Consider the following 24,891-nt stretch of genomic DNA (forward strand, 5'->3'; position numbering starts at 1 on the left):
TTTTAGCGATCCGTGCGCGGTGGCCTTGCCCGGAATACGTTGTGGGAGTATTTTAATCAAAATGTTCGTACACGAACAAAATTGAGAGATTCAATGAGACTGATTGTAGGAATGACGGGGGCCACCGGCGCCCCGCTCGGGGTGGCGCTGCTGCAGGTGCTGCGGGAAATGCCGGAGGTGGAAACCCATCTGGTGCTGTCGAAATGGGCCAAAATGACCATTGAGCTGGAAACGCCGTACAGCGTTCGCGATGTATCCGCACTGGCAGACTATTGCCACAACCCGGCGGACCAGGCCGCGACCATCTCCTCCGGATCGTTTCGTACTGACGGTATGATCATTATCCCCTGCAGTATGAAAACGCTGGCTGGTATTCGTGCAGGCTACGCGGAAGGGCTGGTGGGGCGTGCCGCTGATGTAGTGCTGAAAGAAGGGCGCAAACTGGTGCTGGTTCCGCGTGAAATGCCGCTCAGCACTATTCATCTGGAAAACATGCTCGCGCTTTCTCGCATGGGCGTGACGATGGTCCCGCCCATGCCCGCGTTTTACAACCATCCGCAAACCGTTGATGACATCACGCAGCACATTGTCGCACGCGTGCTCGATCAGTTTGGGCTTGAACATCCTAACGCCCGGCGCTGGCAGGGATTAAGACAGGCGCAGAATTTTGCACAGGAGAATGAATAATGGCATTTGATGATTTGCGTAGCTTTTTGCAAGCGCTGGACGACCAGGGACAATTGCTGAAAATCAGTGAAGAAGTTAACGCTGAGCCGGATCTGGCCGCGGCGGCCAACGCAACCGGACGTATTGGCGACGGCGCGCCTGCGCTGTGGTTTGACAACATTCGAGGTTTTACCGATGCCCGCGTAGCGATGAACACCATCGGTTCATGGCAGAATCACGCCATCTCTTTAGGTCTGCCGCCAAATACCCCGGTGAAAAAACAGATTGATGAGTTTATCCGTCGCTGGGATAAATTTCCGGTTGCCCCGGAACGCCGTGCGAACCCTGCATGGGCTGAAAATACCGTCGACGGCGAAGACATTAATCTTTTCGACATTCTGCCGCTGTTTCGCCTGAACGATGGCGACGGCGGTTTCTACCTGGATAAAGCCTGCGTGGTGTCGCGCGATCCGCTGGATCGGGACAACTTCGGCAAGCAGAACGTCGGCATCTACCGCATGGAAGTGAAGGGCAAACGTAAGCTCGGTCTGCAACCGGTGCCAATGCATGATATCGCGCTGCACCTGCATAAAGCGGAAGAGCGCGGTGAAGATTTGCCGATTGCCATCACGCTGGGTAATGATCCTATCATCACTTTGATGGGCGCCACGCCGCTGAAATACGATCAGTCTGAATACGAGATGGCGGGAGCGCTGCGTGAAAGCCCGTACCCGATCGCTACCGCGCCGCTCACCGGTTTTGACGTACCGTGGGGCTCTGAAGTGATCCTCGAAGGGGTCATTGAAAGCCGTAAACGCGAAATCGAAGGTCCGTTTGGCGAGTTTACCGGCCACTATTCCGGTGGACGCAATATGACCGTGGTGCGTATCGATAAAGTCTCTTATCGCAGCAAACCGATTTTTGAATCACTCTATCTCGGTATGCCGTGGACCGAAATCGACTACCTGATGGGCCCGGCGACCTGCGTACCGCTTTATCAACAATTGAAAGCCGAATTCCCGGAAGTGCAGGCGGTGAACGCCATGTACACCCACGGACTGCTGGCGATTATTTCCACCAAAAAACGCTACGGCGGCTTTGCCCGCGCGGTGGGGCTGCGTGCTATGACCACGCCGCACGGCCTGGGTTACGTGAAGATGGTGATTATGGTTGATGAAGACGTTGACCCGTTCAACCTGCCGCAGGTGATGTGGGCGCTCTCCTCGAAGGTCAATCCGGCGGGCGATCTGGTGCAACTGCCGAATATGTCGGTGCTGGAACTTGATCCCGGTTCCAGTCCGGCGGGGATTACCGATAAGCTCATCATCGATGCCACGACACCGGTTGCACCGGATAACCGAGGTCATTACAGCCAACCGGTATGTGATTTACCGGAAACAAAAGCCTGGGCTGAAAAGCTGACCGCCATGCTGGCCAACCGTAAATAAGGAGTAGCAGATGATTTGTCCACGTTGTGCCGATGAACATATTGAAGTGATGGCGAACTCGCCGGTAAAAGGTGTCTGGACCGTATATCAGTGCCAGCATTGTCTGTACACCTGGCGTAATACCGAGCCGCTACGCCGTACCAGCCGCGAGCATTATCCGCAAGCGTTTCGCATGACGCAGAAAGATATCGACGATGCGCCAATGGTGCCGAGTATTCCGCCGCTATTGGCGGAAGATAAGCGTTAATCAACATAGCTGGGTTACCCGGCCGACAACGCACCAATATTAAGCCTCGGCATATCCGGGGCTTGTTATTTTGCGAGCAGGCTCGTAGCAAATGGCTTAATTTGTTCGAGGAGATGACACCTGGAATAGAATAGCGGCGGGTGCTTGAGGCTTTCTGAGCTTTGAGCATTTGCAAGGTCCCGGAAAGACAAAAGCCCCAGGAGATAGTTCTATCAACCTGAGGCTAGCGTACAAACCTGAACAATTTGGATGTTAGTCTCTTCTTTGCAGGGAGGCAAGACATGCTGACAAAATATGCCCTTTTGGCAATTGTAGTACTGTGTTTCACGGTGCTGGGATTTACGTTAATGGTACGAGATTCGCTGTGCGAGTTAAGTATCAAAGAGCGTAATATGGAGTTTAAAGCTGTTCTCGCTTACGAACCGAAGAAGTAGCAACAACGCGGGGGAAACCCCGCGTCTTGATGGTCTGGTTTCGGCCTCTCGCACCCATTTCCGCAGTATTCGCTTGTTACCGTAGGCCCGGTAAGCGGTAGCACCACCGGGCGCTTTTTACTACACCAGACTCTTCAACCGGTAGATCCATTCCAGAGCCTGGCGAGGCGTGAGTGAATCCGGGTCGAGGTTTTCCAGCGCTTCAACGGCGGGTGACGTTTCTTCCGCAACTGACAGCAGCGACATCTGCGTGCCGTCGACCTGGGTTGCGGCAACATTCGGCGCGATGCTTTCAAGCTCACGCAGTTTTTGCCGCGCGCGTTTGATCACCTCTTTCGGCACACCAGCCAGGGCTGCTACCGCCAGGCCATAGCTTTTGCTCGCTGCACCATCCTGTACGCTGTGCATAAAGGCGATGGTATCGCCATGCTCTAACGCGTCCAGATGTACATTCGCGACGCCTTCCATCTTCTCCGGTAACTGAGTCAGTTCGAAGTAGTGGGTCGCGAACAATGTTAATGCTTTGATTTTATTAGCCAGGTTTTCTGCACACGCCCATGCCAGCGACAGGCCGTCGTAGGTTGAAGTGCCGCGTCCAATCTCATCCATCAGCACCAGGCTGTTCTCGGTAGCATTATGCAGAATATTGGCGGTTTCGGTCATCTCAACCATGAAGGTGGAACGACCGGATGCCAGATCATCCGCCGCACCTACGCGAGTAAAGATACGGTCGATAGGCCCTATCTCGACTTTTTGTGCCGGAACATAGCTGCCGATATAAGCCAGTAGCGCAATCAACGCGGTTTGGCGCATATAGGTACTTTTACCCCCCATGTTCGGCCCGGTAATGATCAGCATCCGGCGTTGTGGGGATAGGTTGAGCGGGTTGGCGATAAACGGCTCTGTCAGTACTTGCTCCACCACCGGATGACGCCCCTCGGTAATACGAATACCAGGTTTATCGGTAAAGGTCGGACAGGTGTAATTCAACGTATAAGCACGTTCTGCCAGGTTGACCAGGACGTCCAACTCCGCCAGTGCGCTGGCGCTCTGTTGTAAATCAGCCAGATGCGGCAGCAGCATATCGAACAGCTCGTCGTATAGCTGTTTTTCCAGTGCCAGCGCCTTACCTTTGGAAGTCAGAACTTTATCTTCATACTCTTTCAGCTCTGGAATAATGTAACGTTCTGCGTTTTTCAACGTCTGGCGACGCACGTAATTAATTGGCGCCAGATGGCTCTGTCCACGACTGATCTGAATGTAGTATCCGTGAACGGCGTTGAATCCGACTTTCAGCGTATCGAGACCCGTGCGTTCGCGCTCGCGGATCTCCAGTCTGTCGAGGTAGTCGGTTGCGCCATCAGCCAGCGCTCGCCACTCGTCCAGCTCTTCGTTATAGCCAGGCGCGATGACGCCGCCGTCGCGTACCAGCACCGGTGGAGCTTCCACCACGGCGCGTTCCAGCAGTTCACGCAGTTCCGCAAATTCACCCATTTTCTCACGCAGCATCTGCACCGGGGCGCTGTCTACGTTTTCCAGTTGCGCACGTAGTTCAGGGAGTTGCTGGAAAGCGTGACGCATGCGGGCCAGATCGCGCGGGCGCGCGGTACGCAGCGCGAGACGAGCCAGAATGCGTTCCAGATCGCCCACCTGACGCAGCACAGGTTGCAATTCGCTGGTGGTGTCCTGTAGCGCGCCGATGGTCTGTTGGCGCTCGGTGAGGATTTTGGTATCGCGGACCGGCATATGCAGCCAGCGCTTGAGCATACGGCTGCCCATAGGTGTTACGGTGCAGTCGAGTACCGAAGCTAATGTGTTTTCAACGCCGCCCGCCAGGTTCTGGGTGATCTCCAGATTGCGGCGTGTGGCGGCATCCATAATGATGCTGTCCTGTTGACGCTCCATAGTGATGGAGCGAATATGCGGCAACGAGGTGCGCTGGGTATCCTTCACATATTGCAGCAGACAGCCGGCAGCGCATAACCCGCGTGGGGCGTTCTCAACACCAAAGCCAATCAGGTCTCGTGTGCCAAACTGCAGGTTCAATTGCTGACGGGCGGTATCAATTTCAAATTCCCACAGCGGACGACGGCGCAGGCCGCGACGTCCTTCAATCAGTGAGGTTTCTGCGAAATCTTCGGCATACAGCAGTTCAGCTGGGTTAGTACGCTGCAGTTCGGCGGCCATGGTCTCGCGGTCGGCAGGCTCGCTAACGCGAAAACGCCCGGAGCTGATGTCCAGCGTGGCATAACCGTAGCCTTTACTGTCTTGCCAGACGGCAGCCAGCAGGTTGTCCTGGCGCTCCTGTAACAGCGCTTCATCACTGATGGTGCCAGGCGTGACAATACGTACCACTTTACGCTCAACTGGACCTTTGCTGGTGGCTGGATCGCCAATCTGTTCGCAAATAGCGACGGATTCCCCCTGATTGACCAGCTTGGCGAGGTAGTTTTCTACCGCATGGTGGGGAATACCCGCCATTGGGATGGGCTCGCCTGCGGATGCGCCGCGCTTAGTCAGGGAGATATCAAGCAGCTGAGACGCGCGTTTCGCATCGTCATAAAACAGTTCGTAAAAGTCGCCCATGCGGTAAAACAGCAGTATTTCCGGGTGCTGAGCCTTCAGCTTGAGATACTGCTGCATCATTGGGGTGTGGGCGTCGAGATTATCGATTGTACTCATGGAGTTGTGTCCAGTTCCCTGATTTTCAATGGATTGCGATATTCTTGTTTTCGTTGTTATCACATAAGAGACACATGATAACGGAGATATGCTTTTCAGGGAAAGCGGGGAAGGATGACTTCTCGATCCAGGTTCCGCTCCGGGGCGAATCAGACGATGACAATGTATTCTGGGGAGGGGGGAGCGATAAATTCATCCACGGACATTCCCCCGTAGGTTTGGCCGCCAGAACGCTTACTTATTATTCATTTTGCGGCAACGCATAATTCTGGCAGTACAGGTAAGGGATCCCTTCTTTGGTAATCAGATACGTCTTGCTATTTAGCGCAAAATAATCGACGTTGGATACGCTGGTATTGGTCAGGAAAAAGTCGGGGAGCAGTTCCTGAATAAGGCTGGCGGGGGCTGTTTCGCGATTGGATATTTGTATTTTCTGTGAAATCCAGACCGGACTTGAGCCGTAGCTGGATTGTGTAAACAGGACCATGCGTTGCACGGTTTGCTCATTATTTCTGGCATCTTTGATGATGCCATCAACATTCACAATGCCTTTACTCCCGCCGATTTTAATATCAATAATCCCACGAAATGAGCTTGTATTACGTACTATTTCGATGGCTGAACGACAGGTCAGATTATGAAGTTCACCTGTGTTTTTATTGAACCGATAGACGGCAGTAACCATGAGCGCAGCAAAACAGATCAGCAGGATAACACCTGTCTGGATACGGGATGTTCGCGGATATAAATTCATTAGCTATCATACCGGGGGTAATAAACCGACTGACAGGCGTTTTCTTGCCTGGTTTTCATCGGTGAGCGACATAAAAGCACTGACAATTTCTTTGACTCAGGGTAGGTCGTAATATAGATGAATTTATTGCTCTGACACAGCCCTGGATTTTTGTCGACAAACGCCGTATGCCGGGAGAAATTACTGGCATCGTTATTGAAATAATACTGACAGTCAGTTGGCGTTTTGCTGTCCTTGATATAGTCGGAAAAATAATCATCGCTGGCCTGCCATGGGTATAATATCAGCGCGCAAATTATAAGCGTCAGCGTCGCCATGATTATTTCTGCGGTGGTGAACAAAGATTGACGCGACGTCCCAGGCAGCAGTTCCTCTATAACGGTATCCGGGGCTACGGACTCTTCACCTGAAGAAGAGATACTCTCTGGCGTCTCAATCGCCTGAATGTCAAACGACTCCTGAATAATCAGCCCTTTACGAGGGATTGTTGTGATCAGTGGTTGTTCCAGATCCAGCTGCTGCAAACTTTTACGTAGGGAGAGAATGCTTTGATAAAAGGCATTGAAACTAACCTGACGATGATTTTTACCCCAGCCGAACTCCAGTAGTTCATTTTGTGAAACCACCTGACCGCGATGCTGAATAAGTAATAAAAGACATAATGAGGCTGAGTGTTTGAGTTTTATCTGCTGATTGGGTTGCGCTACTCGCGCCAGAGATTGTGTGTCTGGCGTAAATATGATTCTATTTTCAATCAGATAACTGACATTGCCAGTCTCAGACATAGTGTCTCTACTCTTAATGGTGCGCCAGGCGGTTGGTAAGTCATGATACCACTTAGCCCATAATAGCTACCAGCATGGACCCGATCCTACAACGAAGATCGCGAAGTGTTTCAAATTAGTATCATAATATACTAACAATGATAACTTTTTAATTGAAATAAAGTGAATATAAATCAATTGGTTGTGTCTTTTTGGCTATGCTGCAAAGAAGAGAAAGATGAAAGAGTGACCGCAAAGATGATTGCCATTAATTCTTTATGAACAGCGCAATATACTGCCTGACGCCACCACGCGAAAACAGCATGTGCCTGAACGCGTCCACGGCACCAGGGAATGCCGGTGGCAGATGTAGAAGAGGGATAAATGTCAGCCTGCTTGAAGGCTGACATTTATTTTGATGCTAAGTGAATTTTGATAAAGCCATAATTTGCGGTAGAGAGTCCCATGTTCCAGAAAGAAATTGAAAATGCTGTAGTACTTGTGGGTGATGAAATGAAGAAGTCAGAGAATGCCTGGCTGTCGTTACGCAAAAAACGCCAGCGTATTGATCTGAAGGTTGATGGAAATATCTTGTTTCTGGAGAAAGGGACCGTCTCTGTTTATCGTGTGGAAAATGACTTAGTCACCGTGAGTATTTCTGCTCCGGCCATACTCGGTTTGCCGCAAATGCGTACTGAAGTTGCCGGGCACTATTTACGTTGCGATACCGATTGCGAAATGTGGGCGATGAGCGTGCAGAATGCAGATCATATGTTTACCGCTAAAAACTTATGGAAGCAGGCGTTTGATATCTTAACGCATCACCTGCAACGCTATTTTCAGCGTGAAGCGTTGCAGTCACATCGCACCATTCGTGAGCAGATTATTGAACACGTAAAATATATTTGGTCGATGGAACCTGAGGTGCGTGAGAAAACGTCCGTATATACCTTTATTTTGACCCGTAATCATATCTCCCGCAGCGCCATCCACAAGGTTTTACAGGAACTGGTTAATGACGGGAAAATCACATTAAACCGGGGAAAACTTTCCTTCTGTACTCCGTTATAAATTTATGCGCTCCCTGACATGATGAAAGGGAGCGCAGGCGATTAACGTTCTCTGAGTGCCTCCGCGCGAGCGCGAATAATCGGTTTTAACAGATAGCTGAGAATCGTTTTCTTGCCAGTGAGAATATCGACGCTCGCTACCATGCCGGGGATTACCAGCATCGGATGTTCTTTCGTTCCCAGGTAGTTTTTGTCCGTTTGCAGGCGAACAATATAAAAGCTTCGCCCCTGTTTATCGGTGACGGTGTCCGGACTTATCTGCACCACTTCGCCTTGCAGACCGCCATAGATGGTGTAATCGTAGGCCGTAAATTTCACCATCGCGTGCTGGCCCGGATGAAGAAAGGCAATATCGCGCGGCTGTATTTTGGCTTCGATTAACAGCTTGTCATCCAGCGGAACGATTTCTACCAGATCGCTGCCAGGCTGTATGACGCCGCCGATAGTATTCACCATCACCTGCTGAACGATACCCCTCACCGGTGAGGTGACCATCGTCCGGTTCACCCGGTCTTCCAGCGCTTTAACGCTGGCCTGTGCCTTGCTCAGGTTCGTGCGCGCCTCGTTGAGTTGCGCCAGCGCATCGCTCTGGAAACGGCCACGGCTTTCACCGATTTTATTCTCAATTTCGTTAATTTCTGATGCGGCCTTGGGCAGCGACAGGCTAATAGAATTGAGCTGCCCGGCGGTTTCCACTTCGGTACGGCGCAGACGCAGTAGTTCAACTTTTGAAATGGCGCCCGAGGCGAGCAGCGGCTCGGACATTTTGATTTCCTGGCGTATTAGCCCAAGGCTGTGCTTGAACTGATCTTGCTTAGATTCAAAATCGCGCAGCTCCTGTTTTTTCTGCACCAGTTGTTCTTCCAGCCCGGATATTTCGTTATGAAACTGCTCCCGGCGGCTGTTGTACAGTTCGGTTTCTCCCCGCGCGACATCCGGCGCTTTGCTGGCAATCTCTGGCGAAATAACAAAGTCATGGTTTTCAACCTCCGCCGTCAGACGTTCAACTTTTGCCCGCAGGCTGAGTTTATCCGCTTCTGTTTCGCCGACGTTAGAGGCAAAGCGCGTGTCATCCAGGTGCAGTAATGGTGTTCCGGCGTTAACGATTTGCCCTTCATGAACATACAGCTCGGTGACGATCCCACCTTCCAGGTTCTGGATTTTTTGCAGTTTGGATGAAGGGATCGCTTTACCTTCCCCGCGGGTGACTTCATCGATTTTCGCAAAGCCAGCCCACACGAAAGACAACACCACCAGCGCGAGGATCGTCCACAGCGTCAGTCGAATCACTCTCGGGGAGTCATCAATAATGACCTGACTGACTTCATTGATACTGTCAGTTTGATTTTCATCACGGCCATGAAAGTAGTGCTGCATAGCGCGGCGGGCACGAGCCAGGAAATCAGCGAGATGCATTAATCTGCCCCTTTTTCAACGCATCCATCACCACTGCTTTCGGGCCGTCCGCGATGATGCGTCCTTTATCGACAATAATCAGGCGGTCAACCAGCGACAGCATGGACGCACGGTGTGTAACCAGTAATAACGTTTTGCCCGCGATGCAGGGAGCCAGAGCGTGTTTGATCTTCTCCTCGCTGGTGTTGTCCATCGAACTGGTGGGTTCATCCAGTAACAGAAGAGGCGGATCCAGCAATAGCGCGCGTGCAAGCGCTACCGCCTGCCGCTGCCCGCCGGAAAGTCGGGAGCCGCGCTCGCCAACCTGCAGGTTGTAGCCGTCTGGATGCAAGCGCGCAAAATCGTTGACGCCCGCCAGTTCTGCTGCCCGCAGCATGGTTTCGTCATCGATATAACGCGCCCCGCACAGCAAATTGTCGCGTAGCGTGCCATTGAACAACTGGATATCCTGCGGCACGTAGCCGATGCTGTGGCGCAGATCGTTCACATCTAACTGACGAGAATCGATCCCGTCGATCAGAATATTTCCGGCGCTGGGCTGGTACAGATTGACCAGCAATTTGCTGAGCGAACTTTTACCGGAACCACTGCGTCCGATGATGCCGATTCGTTCCCCAGGCTGAATGGTCAGATTGATTTTTTGCAGCGACAGGTTCTGTTGTTCCGGGTAGCTGAAATCGACATCGCGAAATTCTATGCTGCCCTGTAGCTGCTCACGTTTGAGCGGATTTTCATCCGCGCGACGCTCCTGCGTCAGCGACATCATTTTCTCGGTATTTTTGATGGTGAGCTTCGCCTGTTGATAGCGGGCGATAAGGCCGGTTAACTGACCCAGCGGCATTAATGCCCGGCCGTTGAGCATGTAGCAGGCGATAAGTCCCCCCATACTCAGTTTGCCGCCGATAATCATGTACACCCCGACGATAATCATCACCACCCCGGAGATTTGCTGGAACCAGCCGGTCAGGTTGCTCGCCAGGCTGGACAACGTTTTCACCCGTAACTCCAGGCGACTCAGGCTGCCCAGCGTTTGTTCCCACTGATACTGGCGCTCGCTCTGGGCATTATTCACTTTGATGGCATCCAGACTGCTCAGGGTTTCAATCAGCAATGCCTGGCGTTCGCTGGCGAGACTCATGGTTTTAGTGACTGCCGCGTTGACCGGTTTTTGTAACGCCCAACTGCACAACAAAGCAATCGGCAGCGTCAGGATCGGGATCCAGGCCAGCGCACCGCCAATAATCCCGATGACGATCAGCAGCAGCAGGGTGAAGGGCAGATCGATAATCGTCGTCAGCGTAAGTGATGAGAGGAAATCGCGCAGTGACTGAAACTCGTGAATATTCTGCGCAAAGCTGCCCACCCGCGCCGGACGTTCTTTCATCTCCATGCCGATAATGCGCTCAAACAGCGTTGAAGAGATGATGAGATCGCTTTTTTTCCCCGCAATATCAAGGCAGATACCGCGCAGCATTTTCAATATCAGATCAAAAACAAAAGCCAGGCAGATACCGACTGCCAACACCCACAGCGTGACCGTTGCCTGGTTAGGCACAACCCGGTCATAGACGTTCATGGTGAAGAGCGGTGTGCCGAGCGCAATCAGGTTGATCAGCAGGCTAGCCAGCACCGCATCCATATACAGGAAACGTGACAGCTTCAGCGTGTCTTTAAACCAGGATTTGGTACGTGGCAGAAAAGCTTCCGCCTGCAAATCGAATTCGTGACGAGGGTGGGCGAAAATGACCTTCCCGGCATAATTCTGCTCAAGCGTGACGCTGTCGATCCGAATTTCCCCACCTTCGCTTTCGCTGGGCATAAACCGGGCGCTGCCGTCATCGTTCCATGCCAGTAATACTCCGGTTCCGCCAGAACGCAGTAACAGGACCGCAGGCAGAGACATGACCGGAATTTTATCGAGTGCGCGCGTGACAACCCGCGCCTTTAAACCGGCCCTTGCCGCCGCGCGTGGAAATATATTCAGCGTGAGCCGATCGTTTTCTAATGGCAACCCACTGCTTAATGTTGAACGACTCGCCGGTTTACCGTGTAATGCACACAGAATGAGTAAGCTATCTAATAGCGGATCGTCATTATAACTGCGGGGATCGTGATGTTGAGAATTAGGGCAGGCATAATTCCCGGATACTTCATTTAATAATTCAGCTTGTGCACTCATTTTCGCAACCATTTCTGACCGTGCACGTTGAAATAATAGCAAGCTAATTATCAGCGTGCAGGTCAGAGATTTATTTTGGATTAATAATTATTAATGCAGATCCGGTAAGCTATTTTCTTCTTGTGAATTCACCGGTTGTTCTGATGGCGGCGGTGTGATTTTTAGAATATTCATTAATTCACCCGTGCGTTCGCTAATACGGTAGCCGCTGGTCATCGCCAGATAACGCAGTTCAACAAGGCGACGTTTAGAAGAAAAAACTTCATTTTCACTGTCGAGCAAATCCAGCAGCGTACGTTCGCCAAGACTGAATTGATCCTGATAAGCGGTGCGCACTTTGACGCTACGGTCGGCATATTCTTCCGCTGAAGGAAGCTGAGCGCGTGCGTTTTGTAACGCCGTCCAGGCCAGGCTCAGCTCCTGATTCAGCTGGCGTAGCGTGTTATTGCGTACGTCCTGCGCCTGTTTATGCAGATACGCGCGGGAGTTCATATTGGCTTTGTCGCTGCCGCCCTGGTACAGGTTGTAATGCAGTTTTACCATCGCTTCCCACTCTTCAGTATGGGCGCGGGTGGTGTCGGTGTTATTACTAATCCCGCGGGAAAGCTCAACGTCCACGCGCGGATAGAAGGTAGATTTCGAAGCCTCATACTGCTGATGCGCGGCTTCGATATCCGCATTGGCGGATTTCAGTAATGGGCTGTTTTTTTCCATCCGACTTTTGGCGTCTTCCAGCGAGGTGGGTAACTGAGAGTCAATACTCTCGGGCAGGCTTAAACCTTGCGGATCCATGCCTGTCACGCTGACAAAAGTGGTTTTCGCGTCTTCAAGATTCGTCTGTTCGGTCAGCAAATTATTACGCGCCTGCGCCAGACGCGCTTCGGCTTGCATAAAGTCCCCGGAGCGCCCAACACCCTGATCGGTACGCAGTTTTATCTGGTCGTAAATGCGTTCGTGGTTCGCCAGATCGTCCTCAGCAAGGCGAACAAACTCTTCGCGTTGTAGCACGTCGAAATAGGCCTGAATGACCGCATAAGCGGTGCTTTCGCTGGTGTTCATCACGCTCCAGGCGCGCGAGTCAACGGTCGCTTTTTGCCGTGCAACTTCGCTGGAGGTGGCAAAGCCATTAAACACATTTTGCTCAAGACTCAGCGTCGCTTCGTTAGGTGACTGGGTCAGACCGTTATTGCGTCCTGCCGCGCGAGTCGTTGCATCATCAACATTTTTACGCCCGGCTTCAGCATTTAAATTGAGTGAGGGTAAATAGCCACCTTGTGCGGCCCGCAGTTCTTGCTCTGAAGAATAACGGCTATTTATTGCGGCATTAACTTCAGGATGATTAGCTAAAGCGTTTTTAACGGTATTTTGTAAGTCTTCTGCATTTACTGAGGATATTGAAAAGCATGAAAGCAGAAAAACTAAAAACTTCTTCATGACATGAATGCCTTATATGACACGGTTATGACATCCTGCTGTCGTCGCTATCATCCATTTTTACAAACACGTTATATTAATTAACAAAGGTAAATTGTCTTAATTGAAGCTTGTGGTCAGCTATTCTCAGACATGTTTTGTCACATCGTGTTTTATTTTTGGTTATTTTTTATTATATTCATTTGCCAGTCAAGTCTCATGTAATTGCATTCTTTAAAATGTGTTTTTTTCTACATTGAGATATTAATGTTTACATTAAATGAATGTGATGTTTGTTCGTTAATATATTAACGATTTTATAAAAATAATGATGGTAATTAAGTGAGGTTACGGTGAGCAAATTACTCGGTGTGATCAAAGCAATCATTGGGCAGGTATACGTTGTCGATGCTAGTGGCACACAACGACTTGTTCATGAGGGCGACAGAGTATATAGCGGTGAGGAAATTGTGACCGGCGCCAGCGGCGCGGTGAGTCTCTCTTTACCAGACGGGAAGACGCTGGATATTGGCCGTAACAGCCATTGGGGCGAACACGGGCTACAGGTCAACCATAATCCGGAGCATGATGCCCAGGATATTGCCGCCGTACAAAAAGCCATTGCCGACGGCGCTGACCCGACGCAGGTGTTGGAAGCTACCGCGGCGGGTAATGACGCGCCGGTACAGCTTGAGGGCGGTGGCGGTGGTCACACCCTGGTTCAGCTTGAATTAACCGGACAGGTGGTTGATCCTACGGCGGGTTTTAATACCAAAGGTCTCGGCAGCCCGAACTGGGATATCAACTTGCCAGTTGGGGGAGCAGGCTCGGCGAGCGTTTTCCCGCCTGAAGTACAAATTACCGAGTTTGCCGGTAATGACGGTTTTATTAACAAAAGTGAATTCCACCAGACACATTTAAGCGGCACCAGCAATCAAAATCACGTCACGCTTACCTTCACCGATAGCCAAAAAAACACATTCACCGTTGAGGTTCCGGTGAATAACGGTCACTGGAATATTAATACCGATCTGGGCGGATTAGTGCCAGGAAATGTCACCGTAGTGGCAATAGCGACCGATGTCACAGGACGAACGGCAGAAAGTGTCGATCATGCGCTGATTGATATTACCGGACCAGACATCAACATTAGCGTTGAAAGCGTCACGCCGGATAACCTCATTAACTACGCCGAGTCCCGCCAGCCGCAGACGATGATCCACGGGAGTGTCGGCGGAGATGCCAAACCAGGTGATCTCGTTACCTTATTGGTTGATGGTAAAGAATATACCGGCGTTGTGAGCGACCCGGGCAATGGCGCTCTGATTTATACCATTCCGGTAAAGACTCAGGGATTGCTGAACGACCCAAATATTCACGCCACGCTGACCTCTTTCGACGATGCCGGTAATCGCACAACGGTTTCTACCGATCATCATGTCGATAACGACCTATCCGCGCAAAACGCCGTGACTATTGAAGCAGTAGCGACTGATGATGTCGTCAATGCCAATGAGTTTCGTATGCCGACCGTCATTTCTGGCGTCGCCAGCGGCGATGCGCAAGCGGGCGACCCGGTCACGCTGACCCTTCAGGGCAAAGAATTTCATGGCACGGTTTTCGACGACCATGGACAGCTACGCTATGAGATCGTGGTGCCTTCAGCCACCCTGAAAGAGGGCGCGAATGAGGTGCAGGTGACGCTGGTCAGCCACGACGCACCAGGCAATGAAGCCATCTCCGTGACGCACCGTACCGTGGTACTGGACACCCAGGCGCACAACGCCCTGACGATTGATGACGTCACCGACGATAACACCCTGAACCGCGCTGAACTGTTTGCGCTCAACCAGCTTATCTCCGGAACCGTCAGTGGCGAAGACGCGAAGGCGGGTGACCCGGTACAACTGGAGCTTAACGGTCACCAGTACAGCGGTCAGGTGATCGCTCTTGGCAATCATACGCTGGGCTACCGTATTGCGGTTAACGCTTCCGACTTTGCCAATAACAGCACATCGGTTGATGGGAACGTGGAAGTGAAGGTCACGGTTACCTCTCACGATGCGGCGGGAAACCTGGCGATCGCCACCGATACCCACAGTGTGCACATTGATAATCTTGCGACCAATCAGGTCAACATTGACGCGGTGGCGACGGATGATGTGGTCAACGCCATTGAAAATCGCATGACCACGCTGATTAGCGGTGTGGCAGGCGGTGATGCCAAAGCGGGCGATGCGGTCACCGTCAGCGTACAGGGGCATAACTATGCCGGAACGGTGGTCAATGATAACGGTCAGTTGCGCTATGAAGTGGCATTACCGAAAGGAACGCTGCTGGAAGGTAAAAATGATGTGGTGGTCACGCTGGTCAGCCACGATGCGGCGGGTAACGAAGTCACCGCGCTCGCGCACCGTACCGTCACGCTCGATACTCAGGCGCATAACTCGCTGTCAATCAATGATGTAGATAGTGATAACACCCTGAATCGTAGCGAGCTTTACGCACGTAACCAGGTGATCTCCGGCACCATTGGCAGCAATGAAGATGCTAAACCTGGCGATCCGGTACAACTGGAGATCAACGGTCACCAGTACCGGGGGGAGGTAATCGATTTAGGCAATAACACGCTGGGCTACCGTATCACGGTAAACACCGCAGACTTTGCCAACAACAGCGTGCCGGTCGACGGTAACGTGGACGTGAAGGTCACGGTTACCTCTCATGATGCGGCGGGTAACCTGGCGATCGCCACCGACACCCACAGCGTGCACATTGATAACGTTGCCACCAATCAGGTCAGCATCGATGCTGTGGCGACGGACGATGTGGTCAACGCCATTGAAAACCGTATGGTAACGCTAATTAGCGGGGAAGCCGGTGGTGATGCTAAAGCGGGCGATGCGGTCACCGTCAGCGTCCATGGGCAAAACTATGCCGGAACAATCGTTGATGATGACGGGCAGTTGCGCTACGAAGTCGCGTTGCCGAAGACGGCCTTGCAGGAAGGTAAAAACGACGTAGTGGTGACGTTGGTCAGTCATGACTCGGTGGGAAATGAAGTTACCGCGCTGGCACACCGCACCATCACGTTAGACACGCAGGCGCATAATACTATCCGCATACATGACCTCACTGCAGACAATGCGCTGAATTACCAGGAACTGCTTGCGGCTAAACAGACGATTACCGGTTTTGTTGGCGGTGAGGATGCGAAGGTCAACGATCCGGTCTTACTGGAGATAAATGGTCATCAGTACAGCGGTAAGGTGGTTGATTTTGGCCGCGGTAAGCTGGGTTATCGCATCGATGTGGACTCTTCTGCATTTGCCGATAACAACGACCATGTTCTGACGAATGTGAATATTACCGCGATGGTCACCTCTCATGATGCGGCGGGAAACCTGGCCATCGCCACCGATACGCATAAAGTTCATATCGATAACTATGCGGAAAACACGCTCAAAATTGATGCGGTAGCGACGGACAATGTGGTGAATGCCAACGAAAATCGCATGCCCACCATTGTGAGTATCGTGGTGGGGGGCGATGCCAGAGTTGGCGATGCGGTGACTATCAGCGTACGAGGACAGGATTTTAGCGGCACGGTGATCAACGACAATGGTCAGTTACGCTACGCAGTGGTTTTGCCGCATGGAACTCTGCATGAAGGTAAGAATGCGGTGGTCGCAACACTGCTCAGCCATGACGCGCTGGGCAACGCAGTGGCCAGTGAATCGCACCGTATTATCACCCTCGATACGCATGCGCATAACGCTATCTCATTGGATAACATTGCCACGGACAATGTCATCAATTACCAGGAACTATCTGCGGCGAAACAGCGCATTACGGGCATCGTCGGGGGGGAAGATGCGAAGGTCGGCGACCCGATCCAACTGGTGGTTAATGGTCATCAGTACGAGAGTCAGGTTATTGACCTTGGTCAGGGGAAGCTGGGTTACCGCATTGATGTGGACTCATCAGCGTTTGCAAACAACAGCGTTCATGTGCTGACGGATGTCGACGTACAGGTCACGGTTACCTCGCATGATGCGGCGGGTAACCTTGCCATCGCGACTGACAGTCATAAAGTGCATATCGATAACTTTGCTAAAAACGTGGTGACGACCGCAGTGGTGGCGTCCGATGACGTGGTAAACGCCATTGAAAACCGCATGCCGACGCTGATTAGCGGTATCGCGAAAGGTCTGGATGCCAAAGCGGGTGACGTGGTGACTGTTCACGTGCAGGGGCAAAATCAGGACTTTAGCGGCACGGTGGTTAACGATCACGGCGTTCTGCGCTACGAAGTGTTTGTTCCAACGGGCGTGCTGCAGGAAGGCAGCAACGACGTAATGGTCACGCTGTTAAGCCACGACGCTGCGGGCAATCAGGCGGTTGCGGTGGAGCATAGAACCGTCACGCTGGATACCCAGGCGCACAGCACCGTGGCTATTGATAAGGTTACTGACGACAACAACCTTAACCACCAGGAGCTGGATACGCCGATGCAGCTCATCAGCGGCAAGGTGGGAGGAGACGCGCAACCTGGCGATGCGGTGATCGTTGAGATCAATCACCAGACGTTTAACGGCAAGGTCATCGACCTTGGGGGCGGCGTCTTAGGCTATCAGGTCCCGGTTAATTCGTCGGCATTCAGCGATAATAAGGGGTTCCAGGATAAAAATGTGTCCGTTAAGGTCACGGTTACCTCTCACGATGCGGTGGAAAATGAGGTTATAACCACCGCAACCCATGTGGTGCATATTGATAATCATGCCGGGGCGGGAATCACCGTTGATACGGTAGCGGGCGATGACAAGCTCAACGGCGCAGAAGCAGCAAAACATCTCACTGAGGTGATGGGCACGGTGTCCGGCGATGTACACGCGGGCGCTAAAGTTCAGGTCATCGTCAACGGTCATACCTACGAAACAACCGCGCAGGCACTCCCGGAACATAACAATGCGCTGGGATATAAGCTGGACGTTCTGAGCCGCGATCTGGTCAAAGACCCGCATATCGTTGCTCGTGTAGTCGGTGAAGATAATGTGCATAATTTCCAGCAAGCGGAGATAACGCACGACCTGCTGGTTGATTTACATGCCAAAGCCATGCTGACGATTGATCCCGTCACTGGCGACAATATGATTAATGGTGATGAATCAAAACAACCATTCACGTATGTAACCGGGAAAGTGGCTGGGGATGTTCATGTAAATGACGTCGTTTATCTCACCGTGAATGGCCACGTCCTGACGGGAAAAGTGAGCGATACCGGAGGCGGCGTTCTCGGCTATAGCATTAAGGTCAGTACCGCCGATCTGATCTCCGATCCGCATCTGACCGCGACGGTCAGCACCACCGATGGCGCGGGCAACCCGGCGACGGCCAATGCAGAAACCACAGTGATTATCGATACCCGTGTCGATGCGCAGATAACCATTGATGCCGTGACGCCGGATAATACTCTGAACCTCGCTGAGCAGATGCATGGCTATACGATGGTGAGCGGGACGGTGAGCGGGGAAGTTCACCCCGGCGATCCGTTCTCCATGACCATCAATGGCCATACCTATTCCGGTGTGGTAGAGGATCGCGGTAATCAACAAATGGGATTCCACGTTCCCGTTGCGACGGCCGATCTGGTTGCCGATCCGCATATCAGCGTCACCATGGATATCACGGACGATGCCCTGAACCATGCGCAAATTACAGCGCATCATACGGTTACGCTGGACGCGCAAGCGCTGGCCTCAATCACCATCGATCCGGTAACGGGCGACGATGTATTGAATAAGATCGAATTGGGGCAAACCACGACGATCGTCAGCGGTACGGTGGGCGGTGATGCCAGGGTTAATGATGTGGTGCACCTGAATATCGGCGGCCATATGGTTGATGCGACGGTGACGAACCTGCCAAATCTGGGAACCTTGGGGTATTCCATTGGCGTTGATACGCAATGGCTACAAAACGATCCGCATATCACCGCAACCATCACCACCACTGATGCGGCAGGAAATAACGTCACGGCAGATGCGCACAGCACCGTGATTATCGACGACCAGATTGACGCGATTGTTCATATCGATCCGATCGTCACTGGCAGTGGTGATGCGGTGATTAACCACGACGAAGCCCTTAAGCCGCAAACGACGGTTAGGGGTACGGTGGGAGGCGATGTCAAAATCGGTGATACGGTTGAACTCACCATCAACCATCAGATTTACTATGCGCAGGTGGAAGATCACAACGGCCAGCGGGCTTTCAGCACGAAGGTGTCGACTCTGGATCTACTAATGGATCCGCATATTCATGCCGAAGTGACGGCCAAAGATGACGCCGGCAATATTGCACACGGGCACGATGACATGCCGGTGCTGGTTGATACCGTTGCCGATGCCGGGATCACGATTGATAAGGCTTCCACTGGTTTACCGCCAGGTCAGACGGTCGCGAATAATCTGCTTCCTGGCTCCAGACCTGACTTTATCTCTGTATCCGGACATGTAGACCCCGATGCTATTTCGGGGGACACGATAACCATTACTGTCGGTCACGGAGTTGTCTATACCACCCATGTTGTGACTCTGGCTGATGGCACACTCGGTTACCAGGCAAACATTGGTACTGGTGATCTTGACGATAATGGCAATATTTTGGTTGCCATCACTACTCATGATAATCATGGCAATACAGCCACGGCGACGGAGCATAAATTTATCGATCTGCCCTGGTTACACCATACGGCAGTAATCGGCAATACCCCTTACGGATTCACTACGCCACCTGCGATCACTGTCCCCACCACGGGGACGGGAACCACGCAACCTCACCAACCGACCGTGCATCTTACCGTTGATAAGGTGGCGGGCGATGACGTTCTCAACCACGATGAAGCGCAGAAAGCAACGACGGCAATCCGTGGCCTGGTCAGCGGCGACGTTCAGGCCGGGGACGAAGTGATTGTTACCATCAATCATGTGCAGTACACCGGGCATGTTATGAGCATCCCGACGATGCCGGGACAGCTGGCATACGAAGTGGATGTGCCAACGAATGAACTGCAGGCGCACCCGATGTTTGATGTCTCTATCACGGCTGGGGCAGCGACAGATACGGTGCAGAAAACCATCACCGTCGATACGGATAACCTGCTGCAGATAACGATGGATAAGATCGCCGGTGATGATGTTATCAATGCTGCTGAGGCGCAAAGCGGGAAAACGACCGTCAGCGGCACGGTCAGCGGCGAAGGGATCCACGATGGCAGCGTGGTGAGTCTGCAGGTCAATGGCAATACGCTAACTGCGGTCGTGCATGATGATAAACATGGTCACCTGGTCTGGTCGACGAAGGTCAGTATCAACGATCTGCACAATAACCCGGATATTATCGCGACGGTCATGGCGACGGATGATAATGGCAATCAGGGGAGCGCCTCTGCCAGCAGCCATGTCGTGGTCGATCTGAGCGCTAATGCTGGCGTGACGATAGATAACATTGCCGGTGACAATGTGCTGAACGCGCGGGAATCGTTGCAACCTAAGATGACAGTAACGGGGTCGGTATCCGGAGATGTGCATCCCGGCGATAAGGTGACGCTGACGGTTAACGGAAACCCTTATGCGGCGACTGTCGATAATAACCATCACTACTGCGTCGATATTTACACCAAAGACCTGCTGGCCGATCGCACGATTGTCGCGACAGTCTCAGGATATGACGATCACGGCAACGTGCAGCCTGCCAGCTTCACGCAGGGCTATGCGATTGATAAGTCGGCAAGCGGCAGCGTGACCATCAACACCGTCGGCGGCGACGATATTATCAATGCTGATGAAGTGAAAGCCGGAAGCGTAGAGGTGAGTGGTACGGTGGATGGCGACGTGCATCTCGGTGATAAAGTCGCCATTCTCGTCGATGGCGTCACAGTACATACGCGTGTCATTGAGCTGCCGCATATGAACGGGCAACTGGGCTACAAAGCGATGGTGAGTACGGTCGGGCTGCAAAATGACCCGAATATTCACGTCAGCGTAGAAGGGCAGGATTCGGCGTTGAACCCAATGCATGCCGTAAACGACAAAACGGTCACTATCGATACGCAGGTTGATGCCAGCATCGTGCTGGATAAGGTGTCAGTCGATGATGTGCTGAATAACGAGGAAACTCAGCATGCGAAAACCACCATCAGCGGTTATGTTACCGGGGATGTGGATGTTGGCGATCGGGTGACCATCACGGTTAACGGTAAAGATCTGGTGGCTGATGTGAATAACAGCGGCGGACAGAAGGTATTTAGCGTAGATGCCAGTACGGTTGACCTGATTCACGATCAAAAGATAACCGCTCACGTCACCGCCCATGATGATGCAGGTAACCGTGATGAGATCCAGACCGATAAGACCATCACTATCGACAGGACCGCTGCAGGAACGATGGATATTGATAGCGTCACCCAGGATAACGTCCTGAATCATCAGGAACTCCAGGGAACGATGGTGAGGGTAACCGGGCATCTTGGCGGCGATGTGGATGTATGGGATTCGATCAAATTAAAGATTGGTGGTCATGAATATACAGGTTCGGTAGATACGTTGGGGAATGGTGAGCGGGTTTATCATGTCGATGTAGACAGCGGTGTGATGAAAGCGAACACCGCATTCTCGGTTGAGGTCAACGGTCATGATGCGCCAGGTAACCCGTACTCAAAGACAACGTCCCACACCTATGCAGTGGATCAACAGGCAGACGCCACGCTTATCGTGGATAAACTCACCGGTGATAACCACATCTCACGTGCGGAAGCACAGGGGACTATCACCCATATCACCGGCAGCGTGAGCGGTGATGTGCATGATGGGGAGCATATTAAAGCGCTGGTTAATGGGCATCAGTACGATGCGATTCTTCATCAGGGCAATAATGGGCTGACCTATGACATTGAGACCGAGACTTCAGCGTTCCGGGCAGGTCATAACCGAGTGAGCGTATTGGTCGAGGCGCATGATGACCACGGCAATATTACACCGTATACGCAAACGCTGAATGTGACGATGGACGATCCGGCACCACACAAAGGGCATACGGCGGATAAAGGAAATCATGCCGCGATGCAGCATGCGCTGCACAACCTGTTCGACGACAACGCATTATCTCTGTCTTATGCGCCAGCCGCGACCGGACACGGGCAGGCAACTGCCGTGTTGAGCGCTGACGATAAGGCGAAGGCCGTGCTCGATAAAGTCGATCTCAGCGATCTGGCGCGTGAACTGCACGAAGGCGTGGATATTGCGAAGTACATTCAAAGCGGCGGCGATCATCATCAGATCGCCAGTCCGGCGAAGGTCGCGCATGGCATTGATACTGCACTGTCTACTCATGCAAGCGGCGATCTGCATTCTGCGACCTACTCGTTGGATCACCTGATAGCCAAACCCGATCACAACCCGACTCACTAACCGTTGCTTGCTGCCCTGTGCGAACAGGGCAGCGGCATCAGGGTATACGAAATGAAAGACACTGATATGAATTCTGGACCACACGCGCAGGCAGCAGGCGCTGGTAAAAATGCTGACAATGACACCCAACAGACGTTAGAGATGCTGCAAAAAAGCGACCTGGAGATGGTCCGCGTGCTCGACGATCTGATTTACCTGCTGATTCGTAAAGGCGTGATTGCCATTACCGATCTTCCGCCGATGGCGCAGGTTAAATTAATGAATCGCGCGAACGCGCGTCAGGAACTCGGTGGACTGGAACAACTGCTTGGTAGTGATGACCGTATTTTTTAGCTGATGCAGGCAGCCGGCTTGTAGGCCGGATAAGCGAAGCGCCCTCCGGCGATATACAGGCTGCCTGCTGTTATCACAACGGCGCGGGTTCACCTAATAATTGACCCATTGCGCCATCAATCCCTAACTCCTGCAGTACCTTAAGCTCGCCTTGTGTTTCAACACGTTCGGCAATCAGCGGCAAATCAATACTGCGCGTGGCGCTGCACAACACTTCAATAAACAAACGTTTATCGTTTTCTTCATCAATATTACGGATATAGCTGCTGTCGATTTTCAGATAAGCAAGCCCCCACTGCGACAGATGACCGATCATGTTGAAGCGACTGCCGAAGTGTTGCAGACCGAGCGCGCAGCGATGCTGGCCTACAGCTTTGACAAATGCTGCCATCTGATGTGGCCCAGGAAGCTGATTTTCATCCAGTTCCAGAATCAGCTGGGTGGCTATACGCGGTGCATAGCGCAGCGGATTGAGCAGGTCAGCAATGGCGTTCGCGCTGGCGACAGAACTGCCTGAAATACTCAGCGCTAATTTCCCCGGCGCAGTTTTTAGTTGGTTCAGCGTCAGTTTCAGCATCACTTTATCGAGGCGATGGCTCCAGCCAAAGCGGTGGATCCACGGCAGGAAACGACCGGCGGTAATGGTATTGCCCTGTTCGTCAATAATGCGCGACAGCACTTTGTAATGCAGGATTTTGTCGGGCGAGCGGCAATCCACAACGGGTTGATAAACCAACTGAAATTGCTGATTTTCCAGCGCATGCTCGAGGCGAACAAACCACAAATGCTGATCTTCGGTAGCCGCTGGCACCTCGGTGGTGGGTACCACCTGATGGTCGGTATGTGTTTCTGCTTCCACCAGCAGGCGATCGGCCTGGATCAGCAATGATTGCGCGTTATCTCCGGCGCTGAATGGCACCATGCTGGTATAGGCGACCGGCTGTTGGTCTGACATACCGGTGGCATAAAAGGCCGTCAGTTTCTGACACAGCGAATTGCCCATGTCCAGCATTTCACCGTGTGTAACCCCCGGACAGAGCAGGGCGAACTCGCCGCCGCGAATGCGGGCGAGGGTGCTGTCGAGAGAGGCATATTTTTCTTTATGCGCGTCCAGCAGGTTAGCGATGTTGAGCAACAGCTTATCGGTATGCGGTCCGCCAAAACGCTGATTCAGACCGCCTAAATCCTGAACGCGAACCAGCATCAGATACCCTGGCGCCGTATCGGCATCACTTAGCCGCGCCTGAAACTGCATATCGAACGCGCGGCGGTTGGCAATTCCGGTCTGGCTGTCGAGATAAGCTTCATTGTGCAAACGTTCGCTATAGACAGCTTGCTCTTCAAATAACGACTTGAGCTTCGCTGCCATCAAATTCATGGCGTTAACGACACGGCGTAATTCCGGCGTTTTTGGCAGTTCCTGTAGCGTCAGAAACTCGCGGCGGGCAATGGCTTCTGATTGTTTTGCCAGATAATTGAGCGGGCGCAGCAGTTTGCGCAGCAGCAGAATGCCAGCGATTAAACAGGCGAGACTACAGGACAGCATCCACAACAGATTGCCTAAGGTATTGTCCCACAGACGCTGTACGGCAAAGATCGGATCGCTGGTCACTTCTACACGAGCGGCCTGCTGCCAGCCGCGCATAATTGTTGCCTCGCCGGTTTGCGGAGTTACATCCACCAGATTAACAAACCAGCCGGGAACATCGGGAATCGACGCCGCCGCGCGGCGCTCAAGCATCGTTTTACCGTTTTGCAGATCGACAATACGGATTTTTTTGTAGTAACCGCTGTCGAAAATGGAGCTCACCATTAGCTCGATCATCGCCGGATCGTTGACGTTGGGCGTCAGCGAAACGCCCAGCGCAGTTGCTGCATCCTGGGCATGTGAAAGGAGTTGGTTATTGGACTGATCGCGAGAGCTTTCTAACGTCACGATAAAATTGCCGCTAAACACAACCATCATAAAGAGAGAGATTGTCAGGAGTAACTGTTTAAAAAGAGACACAGGTGAT

At 52.3% G+C, this 24,891-nt stretch carries 14 protein-coding genes; 7 read left to right on the forward strand and 7 right to left on the reverse strand.

The features are described from left to right. Nucleotides 1-93 precede the first annotated feature (93 nt). The 4 genes from FDX04_RS13165 to FDX04_RS13180 all read left to right on the forward strand — a co-directional run bounded on the left by FDX04_RS13165 (nt 94) and on the right by FDX04_RS13180 (nt 2,795). Nucleotides 94-687: a non-oxidative hydroxyarylic acid decarboxylases subunit B gene (locus tag FDX04_RS13165; protein WP_137361238.1), complete on the forward strand. Its 594-nt coding sequence runs from the start codon at nt 94-96 to the stop codon at nt 685-687. Next, a complete protein-coding gene (locus FDX04_RS13170; RefSeq protein WP_038633134.1) occupies nt 687-2,114 on the forward strand; it encodes a non-oxidative hydroxyarylic acid decarboxylases subunit C in 1,428 nt (475 codons plus the stop codon). Before FDX04_RS13165 ends, FDX04_RS13170 begins: the two co-directional genes overlap by 1 nt. A gap of 10 nt (nt 2,115-2,124) precedes the next feature. Beyond that, the gene (locus tag FDX04_RS13175; RefSeq protein WP_038633131.1) at nt 2,125-2,361 is read left to right on the forward strand and encodes a non-oxidative hydroxyarylic acid decarboxylases subunit D; all 237 of its coding nucleotides are present in this window, start codon (nt 2,125-2,127) and stop codon (nt 2,359-2,361) included. 281 nt (nt 2,362-2,642) lie between these two features. Next, on the forward strand, nt 2,643-2,795 hold the full coding sequence (locus FDX04_RS13180) for a Hok/Gef family protein (RefSeq protein ID WP_137361237.1): 153 nt from the start codon (nt 2,643-2,645) through the stop codon (nt 2,793-2,795). 120 nt (nt 2,796-2,915) lie between these two features. Here the strand turns inward: FDX04_RS13180 and mutS are convergent, their stop codons facing one another. The 3 genes from mutS to FDX04_RS13195 all read right to left on the reverse strand — a co-directional run bounded on the left by mutS (nt 2,916) and on the right by FDX04_RS13195 (nt 7,016). Next, entirely contained in the window at nt 2,916-5,477 is a 2,562-nt protein-coding gene (mutS, locus tag FDX04_RS13185; protein ID WP_042310663.1) for a DNA mismatch repair protein MutS, read from the reverse strand. Nucleotides 5,478-5,718: 241 nt separating this feature from the next. Further along, nucleotides 5,719-6,231, reverse strand: a complete 513-nt coding sequence (locus FDX04_RS13190) for a hypothetical protein (protein ID WP_042310661.1) — start codon at nt 6,229-6,231, stop codon at nt 5,719-5,721. Then, complete coding sequence (locus FDX04_RS13195) at nt 6,231-7,016, reverse strand: winged helix-turn-helix domain-containing protein (protein ID WP_137371060.1); 786 nt, start codon at nt 7,014-7,016, stop codon at nt 6,231-6,233. The genes FDX04_RS13190 and FDX04_RS13195 overlap by 1 nt, the downstream gene beginning before the upstream one ends. 444 nt (nt 7,017-7,460) lie before the next feature. Between FDX04_RS13195 and FDX04_RS13200 the strand changes: the two genes are divergently transcribed. Next, nucleotides 7,461-8,066 carry a helix-turn-helix domain-containing protein gene (locus FDX04_RS13200; protein ID WP_042310657.1) on the forward strand — a complete coding sequence of 202 codons (606 nt, stop codon included), beginning with the start codon at nt 7,461-7,463 and terminating at the stop codon, nt 8,064-8,066. A 41-nt stretch (nt 8,067-8,107) separates the two neighbouring features. Here the strand turns inward: FDX04_RS13200 and FDX04_RS13205 are convergent, their stop codons facing one another. The 3 genes from FDX04_RS13205 to FDX04_RS13215 form a co-directional block, all read right to left on the reverse strand. Then, nucleotides 8,108-9,481, reverse strand: a complete 1,374-nt coding sequence (locus FDX04_RS13205) for an HlyD family type I secretion periplasmic adaptor subunit (RefSeq protein ID WP_137371061.1) — start codon at nt 9,479-9,481, stop codon at nt 8,108-8,110. Next, the gene (locus FDX04_RS13210) at nt 9,468-11,660 is read right to left on the reverse strand and encodes a type I secretion system permease/ATPase (protein WP_249935536.1); all 2,193 of its coding nucleotides are present in this window, start codon (nt 11,658-11,660) and stop codon (nt 9,468-9,470) included. The genes FDX04_RS13205 and FDX04_RS13210 overlap by 14 nt, the downstream gene beginning before the upstream one ends. Before the next feature lie 90 nt (nt 11,661-11,750). Beyond that, entirely contained in the window at nt 11,751-13,094 is a 1,344-nt protein-coding gene (locus FDX04_RS13215) for a TolC family outer membrane protein (protein WP_137371063.1), read from the reverse strand. A gap of 332 nt (nt 13,095-13,426) precedes the next feature. Between FDX04_RS13215 and FDX04_RS13220 the strand changes: the two genes are divergently transcribed. Together FDX04_RS13220 and FDX04_RS13225 are read left to right on the forward strand one after the other, a co-directional pair. Further along, nucleotides 13,427-22,543 (forward strand): retention module-containing protein, encoded by a 9,117-nt coding sequence (locus FDX04_RS13220; protein ID WP_137371064.1) that lies wholly within the window; start codon nt 13,427-13,429, stop codon nt 22,541-22,543. Between the two features lie 66 nt (nt 22,544-22,609). After that, on the forward strand, nt 22,610-22,876 hold the full coding sequence (locus FDX04_RS13225) for a hypothetical protein (RefSeq protein WP_371415441.1): 267 nt from the start codon (nt 22,610-22,612) through the stop codon (nt 22,874-22,876). Between the two features lie 73 nt (nt 22,877-22,949). On the opposite strand, the gene FDX04_RS13230 is transcribed toward FDX04_RS13225, so the two are convergent. Next, on the reverse strand, nt 22,950-24,884 hold the full coding sequence (locus tag FDX04_RS13230) for an EAL domain-containing protein (protein ID WP_137371065.1): 1,935 nt from the start codon (nt 24,882-24,884) through the stop codon (nt 22,950-22,952). Between the last annotated feature and the right edge of the window lie 7 nt (nt 24,885-24,891).

It is taken from the genome of Citrobacter sp. wls615, from assembly GCF_005281355.1.
GTDB lineage: Bacteria > Pseudomonadota > Gammaproteobacteria > Enterobacterales > Enterobacteriaceae > Citrobacter > Citrobacter werkmanii.